This window comes from Nocardiopsis metallicus (assembly GCF_014201115.1).
In the GTDB taxonomy this organism is placed as follows: domain Bacteria; phylum Actinomycetota; class Actinomycetes; order Streptosporangiales; family Streptosporangiaceae; genus Nocardiopsis; species Nocardiopsis metallicus.
On record NZ_JACHDO010000001.1, the window covers coordinates 1,299,105 to 1,317,825 of the forward strand.

An 18,721-nucleotide genomic window follows, 5' to 3' on the forward strand; every position below is an offset into this window, starting at 1 on the left:
GCCGGGCCCTGCGCCGCTTCCCGGTGTGGGCCACCGCGTACCGCGTCTACACCGGCCCTGCCCGCTGTTTCGCCCGCGACCACCGCCGGTGTGGCGGTAGGGCCATCCGCTACACCGTCACCTGGCAGCCGGAGCGCGGCCCGTTCGGGCAGCCACCAGGAGCGTTACCGTCCACCGTTCACGACGAGTCGTCCTCCGTACACCCCGGGGACGCGTCGCGGGGGTTCCCGGCGCCATCGACGGCGGGAAAAGGAATCCGAGGATCTGAGAAGGGGACCAGCGGCCCGGGAGGCGCCCGGGAGAGCCCTCAGCGCCCCTGCGCGGTCAGCCCTTCTCATGGTCCTGGCTCCCCTCGGGCTCGACGATGGTGGCTTCGGGCGGGGCACCCACGATGAGGCCGAAGAACACGTGGTCGACCAGCAGGGCCGCACGCTCCTGGGGGCGGGCCCTGCGGGCGTGGGCCAGGCCCAGCGCCGGGGCCAGGCCCAGTTCGAACAGCCCCCACGCGAGCACGCCGTAGACCGGGCCGGTGAGCCTGGAGACCCGCAGACGCCCGGGCAGCAGTCCGAAGGCCGCACCCGCGGCCGCGCCGTAACCCCAGTGCGCGAACTCGATGAAGGCGGTCCGCCGGTGTTGCGGAACCCTGCGGAGCACGGCGGGAACGCCCTCACGAAGGATGGCCTCCGGGGGCGTGCGTTCGATCATCCCCAGCCCCACCGCCGCCTGGCGCGCCCCGCTCATGGCCATCGCCGCCACCGCGCCTCTGGCCGCTCCCCTGAGTAGGGGCCGACGCGGTGGGGACTTCGTCTCGTTCGTCATCGTCTGGCTCCCTCGCTCATGGTCTTCCGTGCACATCCCCTAACCGAGTCGCCGGGCTCGTACACATGGAACCGCTCGCTGGCGCTCCCTGGCCGCGCACCGCGAACCGGGCCCAGGCCCGTGCGCGCCCATGGTTCGGGGCCTGCCCTGCCCCGCACCGGGTAGCCGGGCGGCCATGAGACCGAAGCCGGGCCCTCCCCATCGGAACGACCCGATCACTTCCCCTCGGCCAGTACCTCCCGGAGCCTGTCCAACGAGGCGGTGAGCAGCCGTGACACGTGCGTCCAGGGGAAGCCCACCTCCTGGGCGATCCGCCCCTGCTTCCCCTTGTCGAGGAAACGGCGTTGGAGGATCAGCCTCCCCGTGGCGGGAGCCCCGAAGGACAGAACGCCCGGACTCGCTGGGCACGACCTGGACGGCACCGTCAGATGCGTCAGTTATTGAGGAAGCCGGCCATGTGCGGCCTCCTCCGGTCCCTTGAGTATGCTTCTGCCCGGTTGTCCTGCGTTTGCGGGCCCGGTGCCTCTGATCAGGGTTGTTCTTTGGCGTGTTGGTGGTGGGGCGGGTCCGGGGAGCTCCCGGCCCGGGTGGGCGAACCCGCTTGCGGCCGGTCCGCTGGCAGGGTCTGCTTGTTGATTCGGTGTTGGAGTGAGCGGGGGGAGGGAGCAGAGTTCTTGGGTTCCGCTTCCCGTGCACGATCGGTCATCGGGGTCCTGGCGGTCACGGCTCTTGCGTCGGCCGTGATCGTTGTGGTGTGGCTCCTGATCGGGCCGGGGGGTTTCGCCTTCGCCTGGGTCACCCATTTCGTGCTGATGGCCTGGGTTTCCGTCGTCCTCGACGCCCGGCCCGGTCCGTTGGAGCACCCCTGGTTCCGTGTCAGGTCCTGGGAACCGGGATGCTACCGGGCTTTGGGTGCGGGCCTCTTCGGCTGGGTATTGGAAAGCACTGGTTGGAACAGGGTGGTCAGGCGTGATCGGGCTTTCGACGGCACCCGGGCGGGCCTGCTGGGGCTTGACCAGCTCACACGGAGCTCCGAGACCGGACACCTGATGTGCGCGACCGTGACCGTGATCGTTGCCGTCGCCGCTCTGTGGGCGGGGGCCTGGGGCGGAGCCCTGTGGCTGGTGGCTCTGGGCGTCGTGCTGCACGTGTACCCGGTCATGCTCCAGAGGTCACTGCGCAGCCGGATCCAGGCCCTGAACAGCTGTTGAACCCACCCCAACCAGGGCGTTGAGGCCTCGCCACAGGGGGCGGGGCCGGTCCTGGCTCGGGTCGAGCCTGAACATCGTGCCGCCCTGCGGGGTGCCCGGGTGGAAGGTGAGGTCAACGCCGCCGTGTTCGCCGATGACCCCGAAATGCTCGTGGTGTGGGGCCCGTGGTCGGGTGGGGCGGGGTTCGACCGGGGCCGGGGAAGCGGGCATCGCGTTTTTCGCGGTCCGGATCAGGGCCGCGAGGCCGGGGGCTTGGCCACCCCGCAAAGGATCGTCGGTTCCGGACTGACCACCCACTCGCCCGTACGCAAGAAGGGAACCCGTCGGGACCTCGTCCCCGTGTCTGGGCGGACCCCGCGACTGGGGAGGTCCCTGGCACACTGGCTCGGCACTTCGGGTACCGGCCCTGGGCCCTAAGCACCGCGTGCTTGGCTCCGCGGTACGCCGCCTGGGAGAGGAAACCCCGATAGGTCCAGAGCGGATTCGACCTCTACGACCACGCCCCGGCCGCGAGCGTCCCTCAGAACCAGAGCGGTGCGGGTGCCGTTCGCGTAGCCGTGCTGGCAGGCACCGGTGACCCGGCGGGACCCTTCGGGTCCGATGTCCTCCGGAGGAGCGAGGACGGAAACGAAGGACGAGTGCACCCGTCCTCTGTTTCGCCGTGGCCCTCCCGGGGCAGGCGGACGGATAGGGCGGAGAAGGGCCGCGCAGGGGTGGGACAGGACCGCGCCGGGACGACGGGGGACCGATGGGCCAGAAGGAGACAGCTATCGGAGACCACGGCTTCCTCTCGGACTGTCACACCGCCGCGCTCACCGGACCGGACGGCACGCTCACCTGAACGCCGCTTACCCGCAGCACCGGTTGGACGTCTACGGGCACAGCTCGGACGCGGCGCTCTCCTATAGGGAGGCCACCGACGACGGGACCGGCACACCTGAGGGCGCGTTCCTGCTCCGATCCTTCGACATGGTGTCCGCTCCGGTCCCCGCCGGCCGGACCGGCGGGGCCGGGCGCAGGTTCGACCGCCTGTGCGCGAACACGGGGGAGTTGGTGCTCCACGCCGAGGAAACAGCACCGGACGGCACCCAGCTGGGCAACTTTCCCCAGGCCTTCACCCGTGTGGCCCTGATCGAGACCGCCGTCAGCCCCGACGCCGCGGGCGACGGGAAGGCACTGCACGCCTGGGCCCGTGACAGGTCCACGGGGCAGAGCAGACCACGGCGGCCACGGGACGAAGGCGAGGAGTGAACAGGCCATCGCCGACCAGGGCCCCGGGCACGCAAGAGAGCCGTGGACCCGGGCTGGCCGTGTGACCGAGTCGGACGAGAGGAGCTTTTCCCATGAACGGACGGAGCGCGTCCCCCACGACCACGTGTCAACCATCGAGCCTCGCGGAGACGGCGGAAGTCCTGACATCGGTCCTGCTCCCCACCGTGGTGCGCGGCGCCATCGTGCGCCGCCCCGCGGGGGAGGCCCTGGCCACGGCGACCGAGAGCGACCGCCGGATCGTCTCGGTCCTGCGATCGCTTCGGGAACGTCACGGTGACGACCCGCTTCCGCTGCGCCACACAGGTCGACGGATAGCGCTGGTACTGGCACCGGCGGACGTCCGCAGGATCCTGGAGGGCACCCCGGACCCGTTCTCTCCTGGCGGAGCCGAGAAACGGGGAGCGCTCTCCCACTTCCAGCCCCATGGCGCCCTGGTTTCCGACCACGGGGCCCGCCCCCGCCGACGCCGGGCCAACGAGGAGGCCCTCGCACTGGGAGAGCTGATCCACCCCGAGGCCGACACCGTCGCCGAGCACGCGTACTCGGAGGCGCGAGCCCTGGTCCTGGCCCTGCGCAACGCGGGGCCGCAGGGCGGTGTACTGGACTGGTCACGGTTCTCCGAGACCTTCGACGCGCTGGCACGCAGGGTGGTCTTCGGGAGCTTCGCGGTGCGGGACCGCCGAGCCACCGAGCTCCTGCGCGCTCTGCGGGCACGTGCCAACTGGTCGTACCTGCTCCCAGCGGATCAGAGGAGAAGGAAGGAGTTCCTCGACCGTGTCCGCGCGAACATCGACCGCGCCGAACCCGGGAGCCTGGCCGCGCGTCTGGGCCGACCGGGGTCCGGGGAACGCCCGGAGGACCAGGTGGCCCACTGGCTGTTCGCCTTCGACGCCGCCGCCATCGCCTCCTTCCGGGCGCTGGCCCTGCTGACCTCCTCGGGCCCGGCCGCGGAGGCCGCCCGTACGGAGGCCCTGACCGAGGACGGGGCCGACCTGCCCCTGTTGCGCGCGACCCTGCGTGAGTCGGTCCGGCTGTGGCCGACCACCCTGGTGGTGATCCGGGAGAGCACACGGGAGACCGTCTGGCGCGAGCGGACCATCGAACCCGGTACGGCGTTCCTGGTGATGAGCTCCTACTTCCACCGAGACCCCGCACGACTGCCCTACGCCGACACCTTCGAACCCGGCGTCTGGACGGACGGGCGCGCCGAGGGCGAACCCGCAATCGTGCCCTTCAGCCACGGACCCGCGGGGTGCCCGGGGCGTGACCTGGTTCCCCTGACGGTCTCCTTCCTGCTGCGGACGCTGCTCAGGGGCGGCCCACTGAACCGGGTGGACGGTGCTCCGCCGCTGCGGTCCCACGGGCTCCCCTCGTCCCTCAACCACTTCGCCCTGCGTTTCTCCTACTAGAACGGGTTTTTGCCCTTGGGCCGCTGGAGCGGTGCGGGTCTCAGCGGTAGCCGTACTGCGGGGCGGGGACCCGGTTGCGGCCGATGAGGAACCACAGGAGGGCTCCGATCAGTGGGGCGAGGAAGACGAGGACGATCCAGACGAGCTTCATCGGTACGTCCAGCCCGGAGAACAGGATGCTGAACACCGCGGCGACGATGAGCACGAACGCGGCCAGGGCCACCAGGAGCGCCCCGACCACGAGGACGGCCGCGACCCAGGTCTCCACGGGCATCGATTCGATGGACGACGGCAACGACGTGACAGTTCCCCTTGTGGATTCTCGGGGACGGCCCGCGGCCTTCGCGGTGCGGAACCCGACCCCTGACTACGCATTCCACGCTAGGGCCCCCGCCCCTGCCTGGGCATCCACCTGCGGGAGGCGCCGGGGTGATGCCTAAGGCGGCCCCTGCCAGTCCCCGGACGGTGCTTTGGTGGACCCGGCCACCGACTTTCGTCGATGGTCGCCGCGTGCCGTGCCCGTCGTCGAATCCTTCTCAGGGGCGGTGAGCCGGTCCAGCTCGGTCCGCAGGGCCTGTTCGGCCTCGGCCGCGGACAGGCCGCCGATGAGGACGCGCATGGACAGGCCGTCGGCGGCGGCCATCAGCGACCGGGCGGCGGCCCGGGGGTCCTCCAGCCCGGGATTGACCCTGCCGAGCAGGAGGGAGGTCGCGCTCTCCTCGCCCTCCTTGGCCTCGGCCAGCATGCGGGCCAGTGCCGGGTGGTTGAAGGCCGCGGCCACGTACTGGTGGAACACCGACACACCGGCGCGGGAGGACTCCGCCAGGGGGATGGGGTGCCCGACCAGCCGCCACAGCGCCTCGCGGTCGTCGGCGTCCTCGGTGGCCTCGGAGTGGATTCGGGCGGCCGCCGAAAGCATCTCCTCCAGGCTGGCCCGCAGGAGTTCGTCCTTGCTCGGGAACCAGTACTGGACCCGGCCCACGGAGGAGTCGGCGGCCGCGGCCACGTTGCGCATGGACACCGCGCCCATGCCGCTGTGCGCGATGACCTGCCACACCGCGTGGATGATCGCGCTGCGGCGCTCGTCGTGTTCGGCGTTGCTCATGCCGTCATCCTAGCCAAGGAGAAATACGAACGTATTTGAAGGTGTGTACACTCGGAGTCCTGAACAATACGATCGTATTTTTGGAGGGGTCGTGAGGGACGAGTCGAAACACCGGATCCGCCGTCGCCGGGTGTTGTTGGCCCTGGCGGGGGTACTGGTGGCCTGGCTGGTGGTCGACAAGGCCCTCGCGGTCATCGCGCCCGAACCCACCGTGGGGCACTGGCGCAGCCAGGAGGGTTTCGAGGCCTACCGGGCCGCCTACGACGACGTGATGGCCACCCTGCCCGAGCCGGCCCGCGCCCACGACGTCGCCACCGAGTACGGCACCGTCCGCGTGTACGAGTGGGCGGCCACCGAAACCGGGGAGCGGGCCGGGGAGACCGAGGAGGAGCGGACGGACGCGGAGGAGGAAACAGCGTCGGGGGAGAGGCTGCCGGTCGTGCTGCTGCCCGGGATCCGTTCGGGGGCACCCATGTGGGGCGAGAACCTCCTTCACTGGATCGGTGACCGCACCCTCTACGCCATGGACGCCATCGGTGACGCCGGGATGTCGGTCCAGTCGGTCCCCTTCACCTCCTTCGACGACCAGGCCGCCTGGGTGGAGCAGGTGTTGTCAGGGCTGGAACTGGAACGCGCCCACGTCGTGGGGCACTCCTTCGGTGCGGCCGTCGCGGCCACCCACACGCTCCATCACCCCGGCCGGGTCGCCTCCCTGACCCTTCTCGAACCGGTGATGGTCCTGCGCGGGCTGCCCGCCTCCGTCTACCTTTGGTCGTCACTGCTGCTCCTGCCCGCGCCTCAGTCCTGGAAGGACCGCGCCCTGGCCGAGATCGGCGGCGTCACGGTCGAGGAGGTCCGCGAGCGCACGCCGATGTCGGTGATGATCGACGAGGGCTCCCAGCACTACGCGGCCCTCGCCCCGACCCCGCGGACCCTCTCCGACGAGGAATGGGGGTCGATCTCGGTGCCGGTGCGGGTCGACATCGCCGACGACCACTCCCTGGCCGGCGGCGAGGAGGCCGCGAAGCGCGCCCGTGACCTGGGCAAGGGGCCCGTCACCGTCTGGCCCGGGACCAGCCACTCCCTTCCCATGCAGGCCGCGGAGGAGCTCGGCCCGGAACTGGAGGCCTACTGGACCGAGCACGACCGGTGAGGTTGCGCCCCCGCACTTTCGTCGGGCACGGACGCCGAAGACACCGACGTTGGTAGGACGGCGACTTGGTCCCCGCGGTTGATGACCCGACCCCTTCTGTTCCGTAGCTTCGTTGTCACACGGAGAACTCGAACGACCACGAAGGGCGGGTCATCCCGTTGCGCGAACCCGAAGCAGACAGCCGAGCCGTTGCGTTCATGCGAGGGGCCGGTCCCCGAGCGGTGGTGTCAGCCCTGATCCTGGCCCCTGTCCTCACCATGGGGGCTTCGGCGCACGCCGCACCCGAACCCGCGTGCCTGGCTGAGGAAGGCGCCACGATCGAGGAGGCACGGGTCACCGGGGCAGTCCCCCAGGAGATCCTCGACCGCTCCGGGCTGACCCCGCAAACAGAGGGCTTCATCCGGGACCTGTGCGCGGCGCCCGACCTGGAGGCGGCGGGCGCGGTCGTCGAGCGCCACGGTGAAGCGCTCTGGCGCACGGCGGTGGACCGGGTCCAGGAGACCGGCTACGCCGAGGGCGACCTGAGCGCCGGGGACGACCGGCCGCTCTACTGGGCGCGGCTCACGATGACCTCGGCCCTCAACCGCTGGGAACCGGGTTTCGAACTGGACGCCGGAGACCGGGGCGCGCTGGTGGCCGACCTGGAACGCCGCTCCCGAGGACACCACGACGCGGGCTTCCCCGAGGTCCCCGAAACGGCGGGAGCACCCGGGAGGGCCTCTGAGGCCTCCCGGGTCATCGTGACCGGGTTCGACCCGTTCGGCCTCGACGACGACATCCGCCAGGCCAACCCCTCCGGCGCGGCCGCCCTGGCCCTGGACGGAGCGATCCTCGAGACCGGTGAGGGCGTCGCGGTGGTCGAGGCCGTGCTCTTCCCCGTGCGCTGGCGGGACTTCACCGACGGCATGGTCGAACACGCCCTCCTGCCGCACTACATCGGTGACCGGCCGGTCGACGCCGTCATCACCCTCAGCCAGGGCGGTGCCGACTGGTTCGACCTCGAAGCCCACAACGGCGCCTGGCGCGGCGGTTTCCCCGACAACGAGACGGCCGAGGCGTTGGAGACCATCCCCGTGCCGGACGGCGTGCCCACCCTCACCCCGCAGCCGCAGTGGTCGGACTCCTCACTGGACCGTCCCGCCATCGTGGCGCGGACCCACGGGAAACCCTTCCCCGTGTTCGACAACACCATGGTGGTGGAGATCCCCGAGGGGGAGAGCGAAGCCGTGCTGAGCCCGGACGGCCCCACCCCCGGATCCACGGCGCGGGCCGGAAGCGGGGGCGACTACCTGTCCAACGAGATCGCCTACCGCAACACCCTGCTGCGCGACGCCACCGGACGCGACATCCCCGCGGGCCACGTGCACACCCCGTTCCTGGAGCTCGGCCCCGGTGGCGCCGTCACCGACCCGGAGTTCGAGGAGAACCGCTCGGCCCTCATCGGCCAGATCGAGGACATCATCGCGGCGGCGGTACGCGCCTGACCCCGGACTGAATCCGACCTGACTCCGGAGGAGAAGGCGCCCGAAGGCCCGGGTGGGGGGGTGAGCAAGGCGGGAGTCCCCTCTCCGGCAGCGGTCATCACCGAAACCGGAACCACCGCCCCCGAAGCCGCCACCAAGCCGTACACCTCGGGCCGGACCGCGCCGAACAGACCCTGCATTCGCAGTGCGCAGTGCGCAGTGCGCAGTGCGCAGTGCGCAGTGCGCAGTGCGCAGCGCGCAGTGCGCAGCGCGCGGGGCCGCCGCAAGCGGCGGCCCCGCGGCGTTCTCTGGCCCTCCCCCTTCCGGTCCGTTGCCGATCAGGCACGCAGGGGCGTGAAGTCGCGCGCGGCGACGAACTCGGGCCGGCGCTCCCCGGCGGAGAAGGGCTCGGCCAGGGGGTTGTCCACGCTGTTGAACACCACGAAGATGTTGGAGCGCGGATGGGGCGTGATGTTGTTGCCGGACCCGTGCATGCTGTTGCAGTCGAACCACAGCGCCGACCCGCTCGGCCCGGTGAACTGCTCGATGCCGTGCCGCCTGGCCAGCTCGGCGACGTCCTCCTCCTGGGGCACGCCGACCTTCTGCGCCCGCAGCGAGGACCGGTAGTTACCGTCCGGCGTGCGGCCCAGGCACGGCACGAACGTCCGGTGCGCGCCCGGCATGAGCATCAGGCCCCCGTTGAAGGGCAGGTTCTCGGTCAGCCCGATGGACAGGCTCACCGCGCGCATCCCGGCCATGCCGTCCTCGGCGTGCCAGGTCTCGAAGTCCGAGTGCCAGTAGAAGCCGCTACCCCGGAAGCTCGGCATGAGGTTGACCCGGCTCTGGTGCACGTACACGTCCGATCCCAGGATCTGCCGGGCCCGGTCCAGCACACGCGGCTGCCGGATCAGGCGGGCGATCCGTTCGCTCAGCAGGTGGGCGTCGAACACCGAGCGGACCTCGTCCGTGCCCGGTTCGGTGACCGTGCGCTCGTCGGCGAGTACCGACGGGTCCCGGACCATGGCCTGGAGGTCGTCCCGGCAGGCCGCGACCTCCTCGTCGGACAGCAGGTCGCGCTGGATGTGGAAGCCGTCGCGCTCGTGCGCGGACAACTCCTCGGCGGAGGCTGGCCCCTGGGGGCCACCCGGGTGGACTGTGGGCTCCTCGCGTGCGATCCACTCCCGTCCGGTATCGGGGTCCACGCGTGTGGGATAGCGGTCCTGGATGGGGGCTTCGACGAGTGTCATGGCAGCCCCTCCTCTCACGTCGTCCGTCGTCTTCCCTTCTGTGGGCGGAATCTGGTTACCGGCCCTGGGTGCGACACTGCCCTTCGGGGACGCCCGGTAATCATCGCTGGTCGTCGGGTTCCGGTGGCGGCTGTCGCTCCTTCGGCCCCCGGTCCTGAGGCCTGTGCGCGTTCGGCCGTCCGCTGTCGCCGGTGGACCAGCGCGTACTCGGGGTCGGCGGCCGACCGCATCCGGCCCGGGAGGCCCCAGCCGGATCAGCGCCGAACCCGCGAGCAGCGCCGCACCGCCTCGCGCCGACACCGTGCGGCGGGACGGACCGGGGTCTTCCAGATGACACGCCGAACCGGGACGAACGCTTGCCTCGCACGTGAACGCGGCCTTCGGCCACGCCCCGAGCAGGCGAACTAGGGGTCAAGTCCCGGCCATGGGTGTTTACGGGACCGCAGGGTCGGTCAGGGCGAAGCAGGACAGTCCGTACTCGGACGCGCCCCGAACCCGGAGAAGGGATCCGACCATGACCGACGGAGAGCAGGACGCCAAGGATCGGCTCCTGGAACAGGACCGCACCGACTCCCGGGGCCCGCTGAGCACCGACACCGGCGTCAGGGTGGAGGACACCGACAACTCCCTGAGCGTCGGTGAACGCGGGCCCACGATCCTGGAGGACTTCCACGCGCGGGAGAAGATCACCCACTTCGACCACGAGCGCATCCCCGAACGGGTCGTGCACGCCAGAGGCGCGGGGGCCTACGGCCACTTCACCCCCTACGAGGACCTCTCCGACCTGACCGCGGCCCACTTCCTCAGCGGGCCCGACGTCACCACGCCGGTCTTCGTCCGCTTCTCCACCGTGGCAGGGTCCCGGGGGTCCGCGGACACGGTCCGCGACGTGCGCGGCTTCGCGGTCAAGTTCTACACCGAGCAGGGCAACTACGACCTGGTCGGCAACAACATGCCCGTGTTCTTCATCCAGGACGGCATCAAGTTCCCGGACTTCGTGCACGCGGTCAAACCGGAGCCGCACAACGAGATCCCGCAGGCCCAGTCGGCACATGACACCCTGTGGGACTTCGTCGGTCTGCAACCGGAGACCACCCACATGATCATGTGGCTGATGTCGGACCGGGCGATCCCGCGCAGCTACCGCACCATGCAGGGCTTCGGCGTGCACACCTTCCGTTTCGTCAACGCCCAGGGCCGGGGGACCTTGGTCAAGTTCCACTGGAAGCCGCTCCTGGGCACGCACTCGCTGGTGTGGGATGAGGCCCAGCGCATCCAGGGCAAGGACCCCGACTTCAACCGGCGTGACCTGTGGGAGTCCATCGAACGCGGCCAGTACCCCGAGTGGGAGCTGGGAGTCCAGCTCGTTCCGGAGGAGAACGAGCACGACTTCGACTTCGACCTCCTGGACGCCACCAAGATCATCCCCGAGGAGCAGGTCCCGGTGCGCCCCGTCGGGAGGCTCGTGCTGGACCGCAACCCGGACAACTTCTTCGCCGAGACCGAACAGGTGGCCTTCCACACCGCGAACGTGGTCCCGGGGATCGACTTCACCAACGACCCGCTGCTCCAGGCCCGCAACTTCTCCTACCTGGACACTCAACTCCTGCGCCTGGGCGGATCCAACTTCCAGCAGATCCCGGTCAACCGCCCCGTCAGCCAGGTGAGCAACAACCAGCGCGACGGGTTCGCCCAGCACCGGGTGCACCGCGGCCAGACCTCCTACTTCCCGAACTCCCTGGGTGGTGGCTGCCCTGCCCTGGCCGACGAAGGGGTGTACCGGCACTACACGGAGAAAGTCGAGGGGGCCAAGATCCGCAAGCGGGCGGAGAGCTTCAAGGACCACTACTCCCAGGCCCGGCTGTTCCTGAACAGCCTCGCCGACTGGGAGCGCGAGCACCTGGTGGCCGCCTTCCGCTTCGAGCTGGGCAAGTGCGAGGAACTCGCGGTGCGCCAGCGGGCGGTGGCCAACCTGGCCCACGTCGACCACGGCCTGGCCGTCGAGGTCGCCGAGGGCCTGGGCGTGGAGCCGCCCGAGGACGCCGGGGGCGCCCGCCACACCGACGCCTCACCCGCGCTCAGCCAGGCCAACACCGCGTTCGGGGAACTCACCGGACGCCAGGTCGCGGTGCTGGTCGACCACGGTGTGGACGGCGCGGACGTCGAGGCCCTACGGGAGTCCCTGGTGGCCGAGGGCGCCGTGGTGGAGGTGCTCGCCCCGCTGGACGGCTCGGTGCGCACCCGGGAGGGCGGCGTCCTGCCGGTGGACCGTTCCCACACGACCGTCTCCTCGGTCCTCTACGACGCCGTGGCCGTTCCCGGAGGTGGTGACGCCGCGGCCTCGCTGGCCCGGGACGGCCAGGCCCGACACTTCGTGCTGGAGGCCTACAAGCACGCCAAGGCCATCGCCGCGGTCGGCGCGGGTACCGCTCTGCTCGCCGGGCCGGGGCTGCCCGAGTCCCTCGGCCAGCCGTCCAGGGACACCGAGAGCGCCCACGGCGTGGTCCGGGCCCCGGCAGCGGACGAGGGCCTGGTCCGGGAGTTCGCCCGCCTGATCGGAGCGCACCGCGACTGGACCCGGTCGACCGAGGCGGTCTCGGCCTGAGGCCGCCGCGGGGGCCCGCGCTCGTGCGGCCCCGGCCCGATCGGACGGAGTGCTGTACGGCCACGGGGTCTGACGGGACCAGGGAGACAGATGATGTTTACGCGACGGGCGGTCGGCTAGTGGACCCAGTGCGAGGCAGTCAACGTGAAGGGAGAAAGCCATGGTGGACAGCATCGCCGAAGTGATGAACTCGAACGTGCGCGCCGTCACCCCGGACACCACCATTCGGGAGGCCGCCCAGATCATGCGTGACGCCGACATCGGCGACGTGGTGGTCAGCGAATCCGGTCGGCTGCGCGGCGTCCTTACCGACCGCGACATCGTCGTGCGGTGTCTGGCCGGGGGAGGGGACCCGGACAGCGCCACGGTGCGGGAGGCCTGCAGCACCGAACTGGTGACGATTCCCCGCCAGAGCAGTGTCAAGGACGCCGTACACGCCATGCGGACGGCGACCGTGCGTCGCCTTCCGGTCGTCGAGGGTGACGAGGTGGTAGGGGTCGTGACCATGGGCGACCTGGCCCGGGTGATCGACGAAGGGTCCGCGCTGGCCGACGTGAGCGCGGCCGAGCCCAACCGCTGAGGGCTCCGCAGACCTGCGTCCACCGACCAGACCAACCAGGGGACGGCGGCGCCCCGCCCGGTAGAAGGGGGCTCGGGCGGGGCGCCCGTCCCGTTCCCGGCACACAGCGGAGCACGGACCGGCAGCCGCGAGCGCATCGGAGGAGAACCGTGAGAGCAGTGGTGTGGAACGGCACACGCGACGTCAGGACCGAGAACGTACCCGACCCGCGCCTCGAACAGCCCGACGACGCCGTCATCAGGGTCACCAGTTCCGGTCTGTGCGGCTCCGACCTGCACTTGTACGAGGTCCTCGGACCGTTCATGAGCCCGGGCGACGTCCTCGGGCACGAACCGCTGGGCGTGGTCGAGGAGGTGGGCGCGGACGTCACCTCGCTGGCACCGGGGGAGCGCGTGGTCGTCCCCTTCCAGATCTCCTGCGGGCACTGCGCCATGTGTGGGAGCGGCCTGCAGACCCAGTGCGAGAACACCCGGGCCGAGGGCCAGGGGACGGGGGCCAGCATCTACGGCTACAGCTCCCTGTACGGGTCGGTCCCCGGAGCCCAGGCCGAGTACCTGCGGGTGCCGCGCGCCGACGACAACGCCATCCCGGTCTCCGGCCAGGGGCCGGACGACCGCTTCGTCTTCCTCTCGGACGTGCTGCCCACCGCCTGGCAGGCCGTGCGGTACGCCGACGTCCCGCGGGGCGGGTCCGTGGCGGTCCTGGGACTGGGGCCCATCGGTGAGATGTGCTGCCGGGTCGCCCAGCACCTGGGTGCGGGCCGGGTCTTCGGTGTCGACCCGGTGGCCGAGCGGCGCGCCCGCGCCGCCTCACGCGGGGTCGAGGTCTTCGACTCCGCCGAGGGAACCGACGACCTGACCGAGCAGATCCGGGACCGCACCGACGGGCGCGGCCCGGACGCGGTGATCGACGCCGTGGGCATGGAGGCCCAGGGCCACGAATCCGCGAAGTTCGCGCAGCGCATGGCCTCGTTCATGCCCAAGGGCGCGGCTGCCAAGGTGATGGAGACCGCCGGAGTGGACCGCTTGAGCGCATTCCGGACCGCGATCGACCTCGTACGCCGGGGCGGGACGATCTCGCTGATCGGCGTCTACGGAGGCATGGCCGACCCGCTGCCCATGCTCACGCTCTTCGACAAGCAGATCCAACTCCGGATGGGACAGGCCAACGTCCGCCACTGGGCGCCCGAGATCCTCCCGCTGCTCGACGATGACGACGTCCTGGGCGTGGACGGCTTCGCCACCCACCACGCGTCCCTGGACGAGGCCCCGCGGGCCTACCAGAACTTCCAGGACAAGTCGGCGGGGACCTTCAAGGTCCTCTTCCGGCCCTGAACGAGCCGGAGGCAGCGGTAGAGAACCGCCAAGCGACACAGCAACGGCACAGCACAGACAGGAGTTGAGGACGATGCCGGGAGTGGAGGAACTGCCGGACACCCTGCGCAGGTCGCCGAAGAAGGCGCAGCGCACCTGGATCAAGGCGCACGACAACGCCGTCAAGGAGTACGGGGAGGGGGAGCGAGCCCACCGGGTCGCCTTCGCCGCCCTCAAGCGCGGGTTCGAGAAGGTGGGCGACCACTGGGAGGCCAAGGAGGGCGACGGGAAGGGGCCCTCGGACGAGCAGGCCGAGAACCCGCGGGCCGGGAAACGTCCCGGGCCGGACCGGCCCACCGCGGGCGGGGTCGACGCCAACGCCACCAAGGACCACCTCTACGAGCGGGCCAGGCAGCTCGACATCCCCGGCCGCTCCCGGATGACCAAGGACGAACTGGTGGAGGCACTGCGGAAGGAGAGCAACCGCCGTACCTCCGGGAGCGGGGGCTCCCGCTGAACCGCACGGCACCGGCCGGCGCCGAACGGACGCCGCGGCGCCGGGCCGCCCAGTGGAGGAGGGGACATGGTCCAGAACGTCGCCAACCACCTGCTGCAACGCCTGTCCCAATGGGGGGTCACCGAGATCTTCGGCTACCCCGGGGACAGCGTCAACGGCCTGGTCGCCGAGATGGCCGAAGTGGAGGACGGCCCGCGCTTCGTCCAGAGCCGACACGAGGAGATGTCGGCCTTCGAGGCCGTGGGGTACGCCAAGTTCGGCGGAGGCGTCGGCGTGTGTATGGCCACCGGAGGGCCCGGGGCCGTCCACCTGCTCAACGGCCTGTACGACGCCAAACTCGACCACGTACCCGTGCTCGCGATCGTCGGACAGGCCAGCCGCAGCGCCATGGGCGGCGCCTACCAGCAGGAGATCGACCTGCACAGCCTGTTCAAGGACGTCTCCAGCGCCTTCCTGGAGACCGTCAACGTCCCCGAACAACTCCCCAACGTCCTGGACCGCGCGGTGCGAACGGCCCTGTCCGAGCGCGCGCCGACCACCGTCATCGTGCCCGCCGACGTCCAGGAACTCGACTACTCGCCTCCGGGTCACGAGTTCAAGCACGTCCCCTCCAGCGCCCCCGACCGGCTGGTGGGCGGCGGTACGGTCCTGCCGCCCGACTCCGAACTCGACCGCGCGGCCGAGGTGCTCAACTCCGGGGAACGGCTGGCGGTCCTGATCGGCCAGGGCGCCCGAGGCGCCAGCGAGGAGGTGCTGCGACTGGCCGACGCGACCGGCGCGGGTATCGCCAAGGCGCTCCTGGGCAAGGACGTCCTGCCCGACGACCTACCCCAGGTCACCGGGGCCATCGGCCTGCTGGGCACCCGGCCCTCCTGGGAGCTGATGCGCGACTGCGACACCCTGCTCATCGTGGGTTCGAACCTGCCCTACTCCCAGTTCCTGCCGCCCTTCGGGCGCCGGGCCGTGGAGATCGACATCGACCCCCGCTTCATCGGCATGCGCTACCCGACCGAGGTCAACCTCGTGGGCGACGCGGCCAGCACACTGCGTGCGCTGCTGGAGCGCCTCGACACCGGCCCCGAGCTGGCCAAGGGCCGCAAGCGGTGGCGTGAGACGGTCGAGGAGAACGTGAGCCGCTGGCGGTCGGTCCTGCAAGCCCAGGCCGGGGTGGCCGCCGACCCGGTCAACCCGATGCTCGTGGTGCACGAGCTCTCCTCCCGGCTGCCCGCCAACGCGGTGGTCACCGCGGACTCGGGCTCGGCCACCAACTGGTACGCCCGCTTCCTGCGCCTGGGCGAGGACAACCGCGGCTCCCTGTCCGGGACACTCGCCACGATGGGATGCGCCGTGCCCTACGCCATCGGCGCGAAGTTCGCCGCCCCCCACCGGCCGGCCATCGCTCTGGTGGGCGACGGCGCCATGCAGATGAACGGCCTGACCGAGCTCCTGACCGCCCGCCGTTACCGGGACCTGTGGCAGAACCCGGGTCTGGTGGTGTGCGTCCTGCACAACAACGACCTCAACCAGGTCACCTGGGAGCTGCGGGCCATGGCCGGATCACCCAAGACCCCCTACTCACAGGACCTGCCCGAGATGTCCTACGCCGACTTCGCCGAATCAGTCGGGCTCGTCGGGATCCGGGTGGACCGGCCCCAGGACGTCGGCCCGGCCTGGGACCGCGCCCTGACCGCGGACCGCCCGGTCGTCCTCGACGTCCACTGCGACGGCGACGTGCCGCCGATCCCGCCCCAGACCGAGTGGGGCCAGGTCACCGACACGCTCAAGTCCATGCTCGCGGGCGACCCCGACCGCACCGGAGTGGCGGCGCGCGGGATCGCCACCAAGGTCCAGGAGTACCTGCCGCACGGGCGCTGAGGGCCCGGCCAACTGCGCTGGCCCCCGGAAGGTGGTTTCCGATGCCGGATTTTCCCGCCAGGATCCTCATCGCGGACGACGGCTCCCCAGAGGCGGGGAGGGCGATCGACGCGGCGGTGAACCTGGTCCGGGTCACGGGCGCCGCACTGAGCCTGGTCCACGTCAAGTCACTGGAGCCGGCCGTGGCCGGTACCACCGTAACCCCGGTCCGCGTCGACCAGCTGCGCGAGCAGGGGGAGGAACTCGTGGGGCGCCGAACCGCCCGGATCGGCGAGTACGGCATCCGACTCGAACACGTCGAGGTCCGACTGGGCAGGAGCATCGAGGCGACGGTGCTCCGGGCCGCAGCCGATCTCGGCACCGACCTGCTCGTGGTCGGGGCCCGAGGCAGGGGGACGGTTCGGCGCAGGGCGCTGGGCGACCTCTCCACCCGGCTGGTGGGTGACGCGCCCTGCTCGGTCCTGGTCGTACGCGGGCAGCCGAGCCCGGAACCCGCCCGTGGCCTGCGTGCGTACGGGGACGAGGACCACTGACGGGAGACCGCTGTGCCTGATTTCCAGCTGGGCACGACCGACATCGTCGTCGTCGTGCTGTTCGTGGGGGCGGTCCTGGCCGTCGCCCTGTGGGTGGGCCGCCGGCAGGAGGGCACCGAGAGCTACTTCCTCGCCGGACGCACCATGGTCTGGCCCGTTGTGGGCTTCTCGCTCTTCGCCACCCAGTTCGGCGGAACCCAGTACCTGGGGTTGGCCGGTGCGGGGTTCGAGACGGGGATCTCGGTGTGGAACTTCGAGTGGGTGGCCACACTGGTCCTGCTCGTCTTCGCCCTGCTGATCCTGCCGTTCTACCTGCAGTCCAAGATCACCACCGTCCCGGAGTTCCTGGAGAGGCGCTACGACCGCCGGGCCCGTTACGCCTTCTCCGGGTTCACCGTGGTCACCGCCATGCTCCTGGACAGCGCGGGCGCCATGTTCGCCGGCTCGCTGGTGCTGTCCCTGCTCTTCCCCGAAGTCCCCCTGGGCGTGCACATCGCCATCATCGCCCTGCTGGGCGGCGGATACGTCCTGGTAGGCGGTCTGAAAGCGGTGATGGTCACCGACACCATCCAGGGCGCGGTGCTGCTTGCGGCCGGAGCCGCGATCTTCGTGACGGTCTTCGCGCAGTTCGACTTCGACTGGTCGGTGCTGCCCGAGCTCGCCCCCGAGGACGGTTTCACGGTCGCGCCGCCGCCCGACGACGACTTCCTGCCGTGGCCGGGTGTCTTCACCGGCGCGATCTGGCTTTCCTTCTATGTCTGGGTGACCAACCACATGGTGGTCCAGCGTGTGCTGGCGGCCAAGAACATCGACCACGGGCGCTGGGGTGCGCTCTTCGCCGGCGCCCTGCAGCTGCCCCTGCTGATCTTCCTGATCTTTCCCGGCATCCTGGGCCGCGGCGTCTACGAACCCGACGAGGTCCCCGACAGCGACCTGGTCTGGCCCGCCCTGGTGTTCGACTTCATGCCCGTGGGCGTGCGCGGCATCGTGGTGGCCGCGCTGATCTTCGCTCTGATGTCCACGCTCGACTCGGTGCTCAACGGCGCGGCGAGCCTGGTGGTCAACGACTTCGTCAAGACCCGCGGACGGGAGTTCACCGAGCGGCAGCTCCTCATGATCGGACGCCTGCTGGTGGGACTGTTCATGCTGGTGGCGGCCCTGTGGGCGCCAGTGATCACGACGTTCTCGGGCATCGTGGCCTACTTCCAGTCCTTCCTGGGGTACGTCACCATGCCGCTGGTCGTGGTGCTGCTCGGCGGGATCTTCTGGCGCAGGGCCTCCACGGCGGCGGGTGTGTGGACCCTGGCGGTGGTGCCGTTCGGGTTGGTGGCCTTCTTCGCCGGTGAGGTCTTCGGCCTGTTCGACCTCCAGTTCCTGTACGCCACCGGCATCATGTTCCTGCTGAGCGTGGTGGTGTTCGTGGTCGTGACGCTGGCCACCGAAGCCCCCGCGAAGGAGAAGGTCGAGGCGATCACCTGGAGCAGGGCCACCTGGCTCAAGGAGTCCGAGGACCTGAAGGGGACCCCGTGGTACGGCAACTACCGGGTGCTCGCCCTGATCCTGGGCGCGGTCACCCTCTGTGCCGTGGTCCCCTTCATCTGACCCGTCAGAGAGTGCCC

At 70.6% G+C, this 18,721-nt stretch carries 17 protein-coding genes; 12 read left to right on the plus strand and 5 right to left on the minus strand.

The window, feature by feature from the left end; translation table 11 throughout:
* Positions 1-324 precede the first annotated feature (324 nt).
* Positions 325-747 carry a hypothetical protein gene (locus tag HNR07_RS05405; protein ID WP_184371519.1) on the minus strand — a complete coding sequence of 141 codons (423 nt, stop codon included), beginning with the start codon at positions 745-747 and terminating at the stop codon, positions 325-327.
* A 287-nt stretch (positions 748-1,034) separates the two neighbouring features.
* Positions 1,035-1,241 carry a sigma factor-like helix-turn-helix DNA-binding protein gene (locus tag HNR07_RS05410; RefSeq protein WP_184362689.1) on the minus strand — a complete coding sequence of 69 codons (207 nt, stop codon included), beginning with the start codon at positions 1,239-1,241 and terminating at the stop codon, positions 1,035-1,037.
* A gap of 252 nt (positions 1,242-1,493) precedes the next feature.
* Here HNR07_RS05410 and HNR07_RS05415 point away from each other — a divergent pair, with 252 nt between their 5' ends.
* The 3 genes from HNR07_RS05415 to HNR07_RS05425 all read left to right on the plus strand — a co-directional run bounded on the left by HNR07_RS05415 (position 1,494) and on the right by HNR07_RS05425 (position 4,711).
* Positions 1,494-2,030 carry a glycosyl-4,4'-diaponeurosporenoate acyltransferase CrtO family protein gene (locus tag HNR07_RS05415; RefSeq protein ID WP_184362692.1) on the plus strand — a complete coding sequence of 179 codons (537 nt, stop codon included), beginning with the start codon at positions 1,494-1,496 and terminating at the stop codon, positions 2,028-2,030.
* Positions 2,031-2,894: 864 nt separating this feature from the next.
* Entirely contained in the window at positions 2,895-3,281 is a 387-nt protein-coding gene (locus HNR07_RS05420; RefSeq protein ID WP_184362695.1) for a hypothetical protein, read from the plus strand.
* Between the two features lie 92 nt (positions 3,282-3,373).
* Complete coding sequence (locus HNR07_RS05425) at positions 3,374-4,711, plus strand: cytochrome P450 (RefSeq protein WP_184362699.1); 1,338 nt, start codon at positions 3,374-3,376, stop codon at positions 4,709-4,711.
* Between the two features lie 40 nt (positions 4,712-4,751).
* Here the strand turns inward: HNR07_RS05425 and HNR07_RS05430 are convergent, their stop codons facing one another.
* Together HNR07_RS05430 and HNR07_RS05435 are read right to left on the minus strand one after the other, a co-directional pair.
* Complete coding sequence (locus HNR07_RS05430) at positions 4,752-4,985, minus strand: PLDc N-terminal domain-containing protein (RefSeq protein ID WP_184371522.1); 234 nt, start codon at positions 4,983-4,985, stop codon at positions 4,752-4,754.
* Between the two features lie 162 nt (positions 4,986-5,147).
* Complete coding sequence (locus HNR07_RS05435; protein ID WP_184362702.1) at positions 5,148-5,816, minus strand: TetR/AcrR family transcriptional regulator; 669 nt, start codon at positions 5,814-5,816, stop codon at positions 5,148-5,150.
* 91 nt (positions 5,817-5,907) lie between these two features.
* Between HNR07_RS05435 and HNR07_RS05440 the strand changes: the two genes are divergently transcribed.
* Together HNR07_RS05440 and HNR07_RS05445 are read left to right on the plus strand one after the other, a co-directional pair.
* Positions 5,908-6,969, plus strand: a complete 1,062-nt coding sequence (locus HNR07_RS05440) for an alpha/beta fold hydrolase (protein WP_184362704.1) — start codon at positions 5,908-5,910, stop codon at positions 6,967-6,969.
* Between the two features lie 197 nt (positions 6,970-7,166).
* Positions 7,167-8,453 (plus strand): pyroglutamyl peptidase, encoded by a 1,287-nt coding sequence (locus tag HNR07_RS05445; protein ID WP_184362707.1) that lies wholly within the window; start codon positions 7,167-7,169, stop codon positions 8,451-8,453.
* Positions 8,454-8,770: 317 nt separating this feature from the next.
* On the opposite strand, the gene thpD is transcribed toward HNR07_RS05445, so the two are convergent.
* Positions 8,771-9,679 (minus strand): ectoine hydroxylase, encoded by a 909-nt coding sequence (gene thpD / locus HNR07_RS05450; protein WP_184362710.1) that lies wholly within the window; start codon positions 9,677-9,679, stop codon positions 8,771-8,773.
* 514 nt (positions 9,680-10,193) lie between these two features.
* Here thpD and HNR07_RS05455 point away from each other — a divergent pair.
* The 7 genes from HNR07_RS05455 (at position 10,194) to HNR07_RS05485 (ending at position 18,704) form a co-directional block, all read left to right on the plus strand.
* Entirely contained in the window at positions 10,194-12,284 is a 2,091-nt protein-coding gene (locus HNR07_RS05455) for a catalase (RefSeq protein ID WP_184362713.1), read from the plus strand.
* A gap of 160 nt (positions 12,285-12,444) precedes the next feature.
* Positions 12,445-12,864 carry a CBS domain-containing protein gene (locus tag HNR07_RS05460; protein ID WP_184362716.1) on the plus strand — a complete coding sequence of 140 codons (420 nt, stop codon included), beginning with the start codon at positions 12,445-12,447 and terminating at the stop codon, positions 12,862-12,864.
* A 149-nt stretch (positions 12,865-13,013) separates the two neighbouring features.
* Positions 13,014-14,198 carry an alcohol dehydrogenase catalytic domain-containing protein gene (locus tag HNR07_RS05465; protein ID WP_184362719.1) on the plus strand — a complete coding sequence of 395 codons (1,185 nt, stop codon included), beginning with the start codon at positions 13,014-13,016 and terminating at the stop codon, positions 14,196-14,198.
* A gap of 73 nt (positions 14,199-14,271) precedes the next feature.
* Positions 14,272-14,694: a ChaB family protein gene (locus HNR07_RS05470; RefSeq protein ID WP_184362722.1), complete on the plus strand. Its 423-nt coding sequence runs from the start codon at positions 14,272-14,274 to the stop codon at positions 14,692-14,694.
* A 66-nt stretch (positions 14,695-14,760) separates the two neighbouring features.
* Entirely contained in the window at positions 14,761-16,569 is a 1,809-nt protein-coding gene (locus HNR07_RS05475) for a thiamine pyrophosphate-requiring protein (protein ID WP_184362725.1), read from the plus strand.
* A 41-nt stretch (positions 16,570-16,610) separates the two neighbouring features.
* Positions 16,611-17,102, plus strand: coding sequence for a universal stress protein (locus tag HNR07_RS05480; protein WP_184362728.1), 492 nt, complete (start codon positions 16,611-16,613; stop codon positions 17,100-17,102).
* A 12-nt stretch (positions 17,103-17,114) separates the two neighbouring features.
* On the plus strand, positions 17,115-18,704 hold the full coding sequence (locus HNR07_RS05485) for a sodium:solute symporter family transporter (protein WP_184362731.1): 1,590 nt from the start codon (positions 17,115-17,117) through the stop codon (positions 18,702-18,704).
* The last annotated feature ends 17 nt before the right edge of the window (positions 18,705-18,721 follow it).